Genomic DNA, 12,410 nt, shown 5'->3' on the forward strand with positions numbered 1-12,410 from the left:
GCGGGCAGGTGGGTTATCAGCCGGGTGGGCGGTCCTGATAAAAACTGTCTGCCTGTGCCAGAAACTCGGCCAGATGTTTGCGACTGACCACGAAGATATGACCAATGTTCTTTTCGATGGTGCGGTTCAGTGGCGGTGAGGTGGTTGTGGTTGAGGCCGCGCTCCCCCAGGTTTCGCTGGCGACGCAGGACCCCAGCGGTGAGATTGGATCCCGTTCGCCGCGATAATCCATGATCGCCACGCCAGCGTCGGCCAGGCTACCCATGTTCACCGGCTGGCCGTCCAGTTCCGGTAGCGTTGACGGAAGCGAGTACCGCCCCTGCCAGATGCTGTTGCCGAGAAATATCTGCTCGATCCACTGCCGATGGGCGCGGGCGGGGAAGCGAGTACCATGAAACAACCAGTTCAGAAAGGGGGCGGCATCGTTGATCGCCTCAATACTGGTTGCACGCTCAAAGAAGCCCCGGGTTACGCTGTAGCGCACCCCGGGCTGGATGCGGTTCATGCCGGACTCGATCACTTGTGGCGGGATATTGGTCTGACCGAAGAAATCACTCATCAGCTCGGGGTCGTAATGGTGGCGAATCAGATGGCGCATCGGTCCATGGCCGCTGGGTCCGTCATCGAAGCGGACCGGCGTTGCCATCAGTACCACTTTTTCCACATCCATGGGCAATCCCCGTGCAGCCCGCTCTTCGGCGCGTCGGGCGAGGTAGGGGAGCACCAGCGTGCCGCCCATGCAGTAGCCCATCACATTGAGTGACGCATCCGGGTGCTGCTCTCGTATCAGCGCCAGACAGTGGTCATGTATGGTTTTGCCGTAGAATCCGAGGTCAAGGTCGGACTCACCGGCTCCGGTATCGGGGTAGGCTACCTGATAAACCTGATAGCCCCGTTGTAGCAGCCCTTCCACCACCGACTTGCCCGGTGCCAGATCGAAAATTTCAGCACGATTGATCAACGGGCTGCTGAGGTAGAGTACGCCCTGCTGCTGGGGCACCTCGTCCAGGGGTAGAAACTGCCGCAGCTCAGCGCCGTGCAGCTGCGACCCGGGGACAACCCGGTAGCGGCAGGCGCCGATGGTGGCCGCCGGGCTCTGTTCGCTAAAGCGCACCAGATCAAAGGCGTTGCCGCGATAAAAACAGCTGATCCGTTGGCGAAGGCCCTCAACATAGTCTGCAAAGCTTTCGTGCGGTTCGCCGTTTGTGTAGCGGCGGTAGGGATGTGGGTGCGGCAAAGAGGTGGCCGTTAACGCCATCAGCATAGCCTTGAGTAACTCCCGCAGCGCTGCCAAACGGGTGAGCCCGAGGCTGTGGTAGTTGCGCTCCAGTTGCCCCAGCTCCAGCAGCGTAACGCTGAGGAAAAACAGGCCGGATGCTGTGCGTAGCAGGGCCTCCGCTCGAGCAGGATCAAAACCGCCAACGTCATCCAGACAGCGCGCTCCCAGCTCCCGGAGCAGTTCTGCATAGCGGGCTTCGATGCGGTCGTTGTCGGCCTGCAGCGGATCGGGGGCTTGCCCGTTATCCATCAGCGTGCCGGTTTGCTCGCGCAGCAGGGTGAGCCAGGCGGTCCGCCAGCTGCTGAACACAGGCAGCGTAGGCAGAGGGAAAACGCCGGCATCGAGCTGTTCGCCCAGACGCTGCAGGTCTTTGCCGAGTCGGTGGCTGAGCTGGAGCCAGCCACCGCTAAGATCGCTCTGCCAATGCAGCGCGCTAGTGAGTCCCGCCAGGTTGTCGGTCGGGGTCGGGCCGGTCAGTGCCAGTAACGCGCTGGCATCGGCAACAAACCAAGGCTGCAGTGCCGGGGTTGCTGCTAGGCCAGAGAGTGGCCAGTTCGCTGCGGGGTGAGGCATGACACCGCCCTCCTTGGTGGTGTGAGTTGGGGGATAAACCGGGCGTGCTCGGAGCGTTTTGTCAGATGTTGCACACCTGTTTTTCGATATGGGCGCGCAACACTTCATACTCGCCCGGACACTCTGGCAGGAAGAACAGCTTGAAGTGTGCCCGCTGGTTGATCTGCCGGTTCTGGAAGCCCGGCAGGTCTTCCTGATGGCTTGAATAGCGGTAGTCCATGGTCAAGTGAATAACGCGGGTGTTCTTGGGGATAATAAAGGATTCATGCTCCAGATTCTGGCGCTGTTTATCCTCCTTGATGGTGTAGAACGAGATTTCGGAAACGTGATTCAGGTTGATCAGAAAGTGGCTGGTTACCGGCATGACCATGCCTTTGTCCATGCCGTTGTGTTCCATGTAAATACCGCAGTTCTTTTTGATCTTGATGAACATCGATGAACCTTTGATCAGACATTGGAAAAGCGCCCATGGGCGCGGGTGATTACATTGTGGCGCAACTGTCGCCAACCTGCCAAGTCTGTTGATTGTCGCGGTTTCGTCATCTTGTGCGGCTAGGCTGCGGGAAAACTACAGTGGATCCAGACTATGTACCGATTGCCAGCCCTTGAACCGGTTCGCCCGTTACGACGCATCGCCTTGCTCACCAGTGGCGGTGATGCCCCGGGTATGAATGCGGCTATTCGCGCGGTCGTTCGCAGTGCCCGTACGGAAGGGGTCGATGTGCTGGGGTATTCGCGCGGCTTTACCGGTCTGGTGAACGGTGATATGCGCCCGCTGACGTCGGCCTCGGTGGCGAGCATTCTGCATCGCGGCGGCACCCAACTGAAGAGTGACCGTTGTGACGCGTTTCGCGAAGCGCCGGTGCGCTGGCAGTGCGCGGAGCAACTGCGCGAGATGGAGATCGATGGCCTGGTGGTGATCGGAGGTGACGGTTCGCTCACCGGGGCGCGGCTGCTGTATGAAGAGACCGGCTTTCCCGTGATCGGCATTCCGGCCACCATCGATAATGACATCCAGGGTAGCGATGAAACCATCGGCTTCGACACGGCGGTGAATACGGCTCTGGATGCGATCGACCGTATTCGTGATACCGCCAACTCCCATGAGCGCCTGTTTCTGGTGGAGGTGATGGGGCGCAACTCCGGGTTTATTGCTGCGCAGGCAGGCATTGCCGGAGGGGCGGAGCTGATACTGGTGCCGGAACGGCGCATCGATCTGGATCAGGTCTGTCGCAGCCTGCGGGAAAGCCGTGAGAGTGGCAAAGCCAGCTCCAGCATCATTCTGGTCGCTGAGGGGCGCAAGCCGGGGCGGACTCAGCGGTTGGCGCAGGCGTTGGAGGAGCGGGGGCATGAACCGCGGCTGTGCATTCTGGGGCACACCCAGCGCGGCGGCAACCCCACCGGCCGTGATCGGGTGCTGGCATCCTGTCTCGGCACCATGGCCGTGGCTTATCTGGCTAACGGCCAGCAGGGGGTGATGCTGGGGATTCAGGACCGTGCGGTGGTGGCGGTGCCGTTGGCGGCCATCGGTGAGCGTCAGCAGCTCGACCCCAGTATGCTGGATCTGGCGCTGACGCTGCAGCGCTAGCGTGCTGCTTCGCATTGGGTGGCACATGAGAACGAAGTCGTTTTTCGCCACCCCAGGTGCGAGTCGGAGTCATAGTCATAGTGGTGCTATGGCGATAACGAGCACCGACGGATGGCGGAAAAAGGGTCCACTAGTAAGTGCCGAATAGTGTGAGGCGGTTCACTAATTAGCGGACCGGTTCAGCCCAGAGGTCGTAGGCATCAGCGTCGATCACCCGCGCCCTGACAATGTCGCCCGGCTGCAGCCCAGTGGCTCCTTCCAGATAAACGTTGCCATCAATATCGGGGGCGTCCGCCTTGCTGCGGCCGGCAGCTCCGTCATCGCCAACTTCGTCGATCAGGACATCGATCTCGGTGCCGATTCTGGCCTGCATCCGCGCTTCGCTGATCCGCTGCTGGGTAGTCATGAAGCGCTCCCAGCGTTCCTGCTTGATCTCGTCCGCTACCGGCTCTTCACCCAGATCGTTGGCCGGGGCGCCTTCGACCGGTGAATACTGGAAGCAACCGACGCGATCGAGCTGGGCGGCTTCGAGGAAATCGAGCAGTAGCTGGAAGTCTGCTTCGGTCTCGCCGGGGAAGCCGACGATAAAGGTGCTGCGGATGGTCAGGTCCGGACATTGCGCACGCCAGTTCTGGATCCGTTCCAGCAGATTATCGACGTCGCCCGGCCGTTTCATCAGCTTGAGGATGCGCGGACTGGCGTGCTGGAAGGGCACATCCAGATAGGGCAGGATCTTGCCCTCCGCCATCAGCGGAATCAGTTGGTCGATGTGGGGGTAGGGGTAGAGGTAGTGCAGGCGCACCCAGACACCGAGCGTGCCGAGTGCTTCGCACAGGTCCAGAATGCGGGTCTTGACCGGACGTCCGTCCCAGAAATCGGTGCGGTATTTGGTATCGACACCGTAGGCGCCGGTGTCCTGCGACACCACCAGAATCTCTTTGACCCCGGCCCGCACCAGCCCTTCGGCTTCGCTAATCACCTTGCCCGCCGGGCGGCTGACCAATTTGCCGCGCATGGAAGGGATGATGCAGAAGCTGCAGCTCTGGTTGCAGCCTTCGGAAATTTTCAGGTAGGCGTAATGGCGCGGCGTCAGCTTGATTCCCTGTGGTGGCACCAGGTCGACGAAGGGGTCGTGCTGCTCTTGGTGCGGTACCCATTCGTGCACCGCATTAACCACTTGCTCGTACTGTTCCGGTCCGCTGACGCTGAGTACCTGTGGGTGAATTTCCCGAATCGCCTGCTCGTCCGCGCCCATGCAGCCGGTCACGATGACCCGGCCGTTTTCCTTGATCGCTTCGCCGATGGCGTCCAGTGATTCCTGTTTGGCGGCGTCGATAAAGCCACAGGTGTTGACCACCACGACGTCGGCGTCGGTATAGCTGTTGACCAGGTCGTAGCCTTCCAGACGCAGCTGGGTGAGAATTCGTTCGGAATCCACCAGTGCCTTGGGGCACCCCAGCGACACGAAACCAACACGCGGATTTTGTTTGTCGGTCATAACAGAAACACCTGGCAACAGCTGAAATATGAAGGGCGCGAATTATACATGAGCTGAACTATAGAGGCGATCAAGAAACAAACAGTTTAGCCTGTGGGTGCCGTCTTGGCGGGGTGTTTGGTAGAGCGGTTGGCAGCAGATGCCATGTCATCCGAGCTGTATCCGTTTGTCGCTGCGGCTCCGGACAGGTTGATTGATGTCAATAAAGCGCGTTTTAATCCGCTAAATCTGCTTTATCTGCGGCTTATATCAATAGCGGCGGTCTCGACAGCGCGCACAATCAAGGGGTAACGGCGACCATGCCGTATTAGCCAAGTTACCTCAGGGTGATCACGATGAACGCGAGAGTCAGTCCTCCGTCAAAGCCGTCACGGGTTATGATGCTTGACCTGGATGGCGATTGTTTTTCCTGGGCTCAAAGTGTGCGAGATCTCGGTTATCGCTGGGATGTGTTGCGCGTGGACAGTTCGGCATCATTGATCGCTTATCTGAAAGAGGCCCCGTTCCAGGCGATTGTGATCGCGCCGTCGGCCAAGCATCACCTTGATCAGGATTGCCTGATCAAGGCGAAAAATTTGCAGCCCCGCGCGGTGCGTGTGGTGTTGCCCGGTTTAATGGTCAGTCCCGGCCAGGTAAATCGCACCAGTGATCTGGTGCACCGTATTTTTACCGAGCAGCAATCAGCGCAATCCATTGCCGCTGCCATCGATACCCAGATGAAGCTCAGCCGGCTAATCAACAAACCGCTCAATCGCGAGTTTCTCAGCACCGGCGGCCCCCTGCCGGCGGCTCCGCTGATCTATAAGGCGCTCAGCGATGCGCTGAACAACGCCAACAGCAGTATTTCCCAGATTGCCGAGGTGGTGCAGCAAGATCCGGCTTTGGCTGCCAAGGTACTGCGAATGGTCAACTCCGCGTTCTTTGGGCTGGAGAGGCAGGTCAGTAATATCAGTGAAGCGGTATCGATGCTGGGATTGCGAATGTTGCGCGGGTTGGCCCTTTCCGGTCATTTGGCCAGCCTTTATCCACAGAATCCCCAATGGGCCGCGTTCTCGTTCGAGAAGGTCAATCAGCGCTCATTGCTGGTGGCCCGCCTGGCGATGCAGATCGCCAAGGATATGCGGGCCAACTCCTCGGTTCAGGATCAGGCTTTCGTGGCGGGACTGCTGCACGACATCGGCACCCTGTTTATTGCCTCCAAAGCGCCGGATCGCTATCTCAAGGTGATGCAGCTATCGGGCGAGAAGGGGGCCTCGATCTGTGCGGTGGAGAAGAAACTGTTTGGTTTTTTCCATGGCGAGATCGGTGCTTACCTGCTGGCTCATTGGGGGCTGCCCGCGCAGGTGGTCGAAGCGGTGCTGTTGCACCACACGCCGCAGCTGTGTGGTGATGACCAGTTTACTCCGCTGACGGCGGTGCATATTGCTGATGCATTGATTCCACCGGTTCAGAACCGGGCTAACGCGGTGCTGGCCAACCGTTTGGTGCCGGATTACCTGGAGCAAACCGGGGCCGCTCCCCAGCTGAAAAAGTGGCAGGTCAAAGCAAACTCCTTGGCCCACGCTTCCGTTCGATAGTCCTTGGTGCCGCGACCGTCTGCAGAGCCTCTGCGACCAACGTTGAGTGTTCGACTGGCATACTTGATGCGCCACAGAGCACGGGCTACTCTGCCTGCCTTGTTAATCACAGAGCTATGACAGCGATGCTAATGGCTGACAGAGCGGATTTTCTCCAAATTATCGATGCTACGCCGCTGGTGTCGATAGATCTGGTTGTGCGTGCCGCAGACGGGCGGGTGCTATTGGGACAACGTAATAATCGCCCCGCGCAGGGGTACTGGTTTGTACCGGGTGGACGGATTCGCAAGAACGAAACCCGGGCGGAGGCGCTTAAACGAATTTCGCTGACCGAGCTGGGTGTCGAACTGGCGCTGGATCAGGGGCGTCTGCTAGGTATCTATGACCATATCTACCCCGATAACTACTACGCTGAGGCGGGGATCAATACGCACTACGTGGTGCTGGCCTACGGCTTTGAGCTGGCTGGCGGGGTTGTTCTAAAACGCGATGAGCAGCATGCGGCGTTTCGCTGGTGGAACGAAGCGGAGCTGCTCGCCGACAGGGCTGTGCATCCCAATACCCAGGCGTATTTCGCGGTAGTTTGACCTAACGGCAGGTTGACCAAGGGAATAGTCGCGCTGGGTGCGCTTAGCATTTGATTTCATAACACCTCCCGATTTACTCATCAGAAAGTGTCAACACTATTCAGGACGGGACATTCTCCATAAAAAAGCCCGGCATGCCGGGCTTCGTCTCGATCAGTCCGCGCTTACAGCGCCGCGATCTTGTCGTACTGGGCCTGCAGTTCCTGCTTGGCTTTTTCGGCGTCTTCCAGCTTGGCGCGCTCTTTGGCCACCACCGCCTCCGGTGCCTTGTCGACAAAGCTCGGATTGTTGAGCTTGCCGCCAACACGAGCGACCTCCTTGGTGAGCTTGTCGAGCTCTTTCTGCAGTCGCGCCAGCTCGGCGTCCTTGTCGATCAGACCGGCCATCGGCACCAGCACCTTCATTTCGCCCACCAGTTGCACCGCGGACAACGGTGCTTCATCGTCAGCGGTGAGGGCGGTAACCGATTCCAGATTGGCCAGCTTGCGCAGGAAGCGCGCGTTCTCAGCAATGCGACGCTGGTCGTCGTCACTGACATGTTCGAACAGGACCGGAATATGTTTGGCCGGTGAGATGTTCATCTCGCCGCGGATATTGCGGATGCCGACGATCACGCCCTTGAGCCACTCGATATCGGCCTCGGCCTGGGCGTCGATGCGTTCGGCATTCACCAGCGGGTAGGGCTGGGTCATGATGGTGTCGCCGCTCTTGCCCGCCAGCGGTGCGATCCGCTGCCAGATCTCCTCGGTGATGTAGGGCATCATCGGGTGGGCCAGGCGCAGGGCGGTTTCCAGCACCCTTACCAGGGTGCGGCGGGTGCCGCGGAGCTGGGCTTCGGTGGCGTTTTCATCCCACAGCACCGGCTTGGACAGCTCCAGATACCAGTCGCAGTACTCGTTCCAGATGAACTCGAACAGCGCCTGGGCGGCCAGGTCGAAGCGGAACTCGCCGAAGGCTTTCTCAACCTGCTGCTCGGTGCGCTGCAGACGGGAGATGATCCAGCGGTCGGCCAGGCTCAGCTCCACCTCGCCTCCGTTCTGGCCACAATCCAGCGCGCCGATGCAGCTGCCCTGCTCATCCTGCTGTTCGGTGTTCATCAGCACGTAGCGGGCGGCATTCCAGATCTTGTTGCAGAAGTTGCGGTAGCCTTCCATACGGCCCATGTCGAACTTGATGTCACGACCGGTGGAGGCCAGCGAGCAGAAGGTAAAGCGCAGCGCGTCGGTGCCGTAGCTGGCGATTCCTTCCGGAAACTCCTTGCGGGTCTGCTTCTCAATCTTGGCGGCCAATTGCGGCTGCATCATATTGGCGGTGCGCTTTTCTACCAGCGCTTCCAGGCCGATGCCGTCGATCAGGTCCAGCGGATCGAGCACGTTGCCCTTCGACTTGGACATCTTGTGGCCCTGGGAGTCTCGCACCAGACCGTGCACATACACATACTTGAACGGTACCTGCGGGGTGCCGTCGTCGTTTTTGATGAAGTGCAGGGTCATCATGATCATCCGGGCGACCCAGAAGAAGATGATGTCAAAGCCGGTCACCAGCACGTCGGTGCTGTGGAAGGTTTTCAGGGCGTCGGTATTCTGCGGCCAGCCGAGGGTGGAGAAGGTCCACAAGGCGGAGCTGAACCAGGTGTCGAGCACGTCGTCGTCCTGGCGTAGCGTCACCTCATCGCCCAAGTTGTGCTTGCTGCGTACTTCCGCTTCGTCGCGACCGACGTAGACCTTGCCGGCGTCGTCATACCAGGCGGGAATGCGATGCCCCCACCACAGCTGGCGGGAAATACACCAGTCCTGAATGTCGCGCATCCAGGAGAAGTACATGTTTTCGTACTGCTTGGGCACGAACTGGATGTCGCCGTTTTCCACCGCTTCAATCGCGGGCTTGGCCAGCTCCTTGGCGCTGACGTACCACTGGTCGGTGAGCCAAGGCTCGATCACCACGCCGGAGCGGTCGCCGCGCGGAGTCTTGAGGGCGTGATCGTCGATCTTTTCCAGCAGATTGGCCGCTTCAAAGGCCGCCACTATCTGCTTGCGGGCTTCAAAACGGTCCAGCCCTGCGTAGGCTTCGGGCAGCGTGGTATCGACGTCATTGTTGGCGGTGCCGTCGACGTTGAACACCTGGGCGGTGGCCAGTATGGCGGCGTCACGGTCCAGTACATTGATCAGCGGCAGGTTGTGACGCTTGCCCACTTCGTAGTCGTTAAAGTCGTGGGCGGGGGTAATCTTGACCACGCCGGTGCCAAATTCCCGATCGACGTAATCATCGGCAACGATGGGAATACGGCGATTAACCAGCGGCAGAATAATCTCTTTACCGATCAGGTTCTGGTAGCGTTCGTCTTCCGGGTGCACCGCTACGGCGGAATCGCCCAGCATGGTTTCCGGACGGGTGGTGGCAACGATCAGGTAAGTATCACCATCGGCAGTGGTGGCTCCATCGGCTAGCGGATAACGCAGGTGCCAGAGGAAACCTTTTTCGTCGATGTTCTCCACTTCCAGATCGGAGATGGCGGTGTGCAGTTTCGGATCCCAGTTGACCAGCCGCTTGCCGCGGTAGATCAGCCCGTCTTCGTGCAGGCGCACGAAAGCCTCTTTAACTGCTTCGGACAGGCCCTCGTCCATGGTGAAGCGCTCACGGCTCCAGTCAACGGAGGAGCCCAGGCGGCGGATCTGGTTGGTGATAGTGCCACCGGACTGCTCTTTCCATTCCCAGATTTTTTCAATGAAAGCATCGCGGCCGAGGTCGTGGCGGCTGACACCCTGCGCACCCAGTTGGCGTTCCACCACCATCTGGGTGGCGATGCCGGCGTGGTCACAGCCCGGCTGCCACAGGGTGTTGTGGCCCTTCATGCGGTGGTAACGGATCAGGCTGTCCATGATGGCGTTGTTGAAGCCGTGGCCCATGTGCAGGCTGCCAGTGACGTTGGGCGGCGGAATCATGATGGAGTAGGGGGTGCCTTCACCGGAGGGAGCGAAGTAACCTTTTTTCTCCCAGGTTTGGTACCAGGAGCGTTCGATCGCGTGGGGCTGGTATGTCTTGTCCATGTTGCGGGGTCTTGGTTTCCGTTGTCACAGGCTGTAATGGAGCCGCGCGGCGAGTACCGGGCTCCGGGCGAATCGGCGATTATACAACGTGCACTGCGAGGGGAGTAGGGCGAGACCGGCGAGAAACAGTCAGCTACCCGTTTTGGGGCGCATATCGTTCATATGAATCTCGAAGTCGGCTTGCTGGCAGCGGCGATAGTTGGCGCGGCAGGCGTCAAGTACTTCAGGTTGCTGGATGACGATTTCGGTGATGCGATCAAACTCCAGTGCGACGTCGGGCAGTTCAAGGCAAAGGTTAAGAAACACATCGCGGTGAGCGGGCCGCGCGTCGCCGTAACCGATCTCGATGGGTGAATGCAGTCCTTCCGCCAGCGGGCTGTGAGGCAAAAACGCATCGGCGCGGTATTCCCACAGCAGCTTATCGAGTTGGCGCATCTCGGCTTCATTCGGAACACGGATATAGAGCTGGCGCCCGAGGCCAAGGATCTTTTCCAGCAGTTTGACCAGAAAACGGCTGCGCGCTTCCGGTTCGGGGGCGGGGAGAACGTAAAAATCAGCGCGTGGCATCGGCGGTAACGCCGGCGCCCTGCGGTGCCGGCTTCTCTCCTGGGAGTTACAGGTGGCTCAGACCAATCAGCTCTTATCGATCAGCTCTTATCAATCAGGTATTGGGTCAACAGCGGCACGCAGCGGCCGGTGGCGCCTTTCTCTTTACCGCTGACCCAGGCGGTGCCGGCGATATCCAGGTGAGCCCACTTCTGCTCTTTGGCGAAACGGGACAGAAAGCAGGCTGCGGTAATGGTGCCAGCGGGGCGGCCGCCGATGTTCTGCATATCGGCAAAGTTGCTGTCCAACTGGGACTGGTAATCGTCCCACAAGGGTAGTTGCCAGGCTCGGTCGTCGGCGTAGTCGCCGGCGGTCAGCAGCTCCTTGGCCAACTTGTCGTTATTGCTTAGCAGGCCGCTGGCCTGGTGGCCTAGGGCGATGATGCAGGCGCCGGTCAGGGTGGCGATATCAACGATGGCGGCCGGCTTGAAGCGCTCGGCGTAGGTGAGGGCGTCACACAGCACCAAGCGGCCTTCAGCGTCAGTGTTGAGGACTTCAACGGTCTGGCCCGACAGGGTGGTAAAGATGTCGCCCGGTTTGGTGGCTTTGCCGCTGGGCATGTTTTCGGCGGCGGCAATGATAGCCACCACGTTCAGCGGCAGCTGCAGCTCGGCCACCGCCGTCAGGGTACCGACCACGCTGGCGGCGCCGCACATGTCGTACTTCATTTCGTCCATGCCTTCGCCCGGCTTGAGGCTGATGCCGCCGCTGTCGAAGGTGATCCCCTTGCCCACCAGTACCTGAGGCTTGGCGCGTGCGCCGCCCCCCTGATACTGGATCACGATCAGTTTGGCTGGCTGGTCACTACCGGCGGATACCGATAGCAGCGAATGCATGCCGAGTTCGCGCATCTGCTCTTCGTCGAGGATTTCGACACTGACGTTGTCGTACTCTTCACCAAGGGCGATGGCTTGTTCGGCCAGGTAGGTGGGGGTGCAGACGTTACCGGGCAGGTTGCCGAGGTCGCGCGCAGTGCTGACGCCGTTGGCGATGGCGGCGCCTTCGCGAATCGCCAGCTCGCCGGTTTCCTCGTCGGCTTCGCTGGTGTAGATGGCGACGGTTTCCAGTTTGACCGGGTCCGCTTTCTTGCTCTTCATTCGATCGAACTGGTAGAGCCCCGCGGCGACCTGCTCCACCAGTCGACGGCTGCGCCAGTAACAGTCGCGCTCGTCTACCGTGTCCTCTTCAAGTGCGAAGGTGGCACTGGCGATTCCTGTTTGCTTGAGCACATTAAGAGCCGCGCCGAGCAGCTTGCGGTAGTTCGCAGCGCTGCGCTCGCCGGCTTTGCCGGTACCGATCAGCAGCACGCGTTTGGCGGCTAATCCGGGTAGTTGCTGGAGTAACAGAGTGGAGGCAACTTTACCGCTGATGTCGCCGTTGCCGATGATCGTTTTCAGGGCGCCCTTGCTGGCCTTGTCGACGGCTTTGGCAATCTTGCCCAGTTTGCCGCCGTCGGCGACCCCGAGGATCAGGCAGTCGGTGGTGTGGGTGGCGATCGGGTCGCAGCTAATCGTGAATTCCATGCTCTCTCCGCAAGACTTTAATCGCGTATTGGTGGATAATGCCGCCCATACGCCAAGGCATTGAAAATAGTGTCGAGAGTGTACGTCAAATCAGTCCATTTTGCAGAATATTCACGGCCGCTATGGCGGGCT

Annotated in this window: 9 protein-coding genes; 3 read left to right on the forward strand and 6 right to left on the reverse strand. The window is 59.7% G+C overall.

Features of this window, described 5'->3' with window-relative positions:
- Window positions 1–16: 16 nt before the first annotated feature.
- Together JJQ76_RS11170 and JJQ76_RS11175 are read right to left on the reverse strand one after the other, a co-directional pair.
- Window positions 17–1,852: a hypothetical protein gene (locus JJQ76_RS11170; RefSeq protein ID WP_210396900.1), complete on the reverse strand. Its 1,836-nt coding sequence runs from the start codon at window positions 1,850–1,852 to the stop codon at window positions 17–19.
- A 61-nt stretch (window positions 1,853–1,913) separates the two neighbouring features.
- Window positions 1,914–2,285 carry a hypothetical protein gene (locus tag JJQ76_RS11175; protein WP_210396901.1) on the reverse strand — a complete coding sequence of 124 codons (372 nt, stop codon included), beginning with the start codon at window positions 2,283–2,285 and terminating at the stop codon, window positions 1,914–1,916.
- Window positions 2,286–2,438: 153 nt separating this feature from the next.
- On the opposite strand from JJQ76_RS11175, the gene pfkA reads away from it, so the two are divergent.
- Complete coding sequence (pfkA, locus tag JJQ76_RS11180) at window positions 2,439–3,440, forward strand: 6-phosphofructokinase (protein WP_210396902.1); 1,002 nt, start codon at window positions 2,439–2,441, stop codon at window positions 3,438–3,440.
- Between the two features lie 166 nt (window positions 3,441–3,606).
- Here pfkA and rimO read toward each other — a convergent pair whose 3' ends face one another.
- Window positions 3,607–4,938 (reverse strand): 30S ribosomal protein S12 methylthiotransferase RimO, encoded by a 1,332-nt coding sequence (rimO, locus tag JJQ76_RS11185; protein ID WP_210396903.1) that lies wholly within the window; start codon window positions 4,936–4,938, stop codon window positions 3,607–3,609.
- Window positions 4,939–5,273: 335 nt separating this feature from the next.
- Here rimO and JJQ76_RS11190 point away from each other — a divergent pair, with 335 nt between their 5' ends.
- Together JJQ76_RS11190 and JJQ76_RS11195 are read left to right on the forward strand one after the other, a co-directional pair.
- The gene (locus JJQ76_RS11190) at window positions 5,274–6,515 is read left to right on the forward strand and encodes an HDOD domain-containing protein (RefSeq protein ID WP_210396904.1); all 1,242 of its coding nucleotides are present in this window, start codon (window positions 5,274–5,276) and stop codon (window positions 6,513–6,515) included.
- 131 nt (window positions 6,516–6,646) lie between these two features.
- Window positions 6,647–7,102 carry a GDP-mannose mannosyl hydrolase gene (locus JJQ76_RS11195; RefSeq protein ID WP_210396905.1) on the forward strand — a complete coding sequence of 152 codons (456 nt, stop codon included), beginning with the start codon at window positions 6,647–6,649 and terminating at the stop codon, window positions 7,100–7,102.
- Window positions 7,103–7,266: 164 nt separating this feature from the next.
- Here JJQ76_RS11195 and JJQ76_RS11200 read toward each other — a convergent pair whose 3' ends face one another.
- The 3 genes from JJQ76_RS11200 to JJQ76_RS11210 all read right to left on the reverse strand — a co-directional run bounded on the left by JJQ76_RS11200 (window position 7,267) and on the right by JJQ76_RS11210 (window position 12,278).
- Window positions 7,267–10,149, reverse strand: a complete 2,883-nt coding sequence (locus tag JJQ76_RS11200) for a valine--tRNA ligase (protein ID WP_210396906.1) — start codon at window positions 10,147–10,149, stop codon at window positions 7,267–7,269.
- 129 nt (window positions 10,150–10,278) lie between these two features.
- Entirely contained in the window at window positions 10,279–10,716 is a 438-nt protein-coding gene (locus JJQ76_RS11205) for a DNA polymerase III subunit chi (RefSeq protein ID WP_210396907.1), read from the reverse strand.
- An 80-nt stretch (window positions 10,717–10,796) separates the two neighbouring features.
- Window positions 10,797–12,278, reverse strand: a complete 1,482-nt coding sequence (locus tag JJQ76_RS11210) for a leucyl aminopeptidase (RefSeq protein WP_210396908.1) — start codon at window positions 12,276–12,278, stop codon at window positions 10,797–10,799.
- Between the last annotated feature and the right edge of the window lie 132 nt (window positions 12,279–12,410).

Origin of the sequence: Motiliproteus sediminis (assembly GCF_017912535.1) — a bacterium.
Taxonomy (GTDB): Bacteria; Pseudomonadota; Gammaproteobacteria; order Pseudomonadales; family Balneatricaceae; genus Motiliproteus; species Motiliproteus sediminis.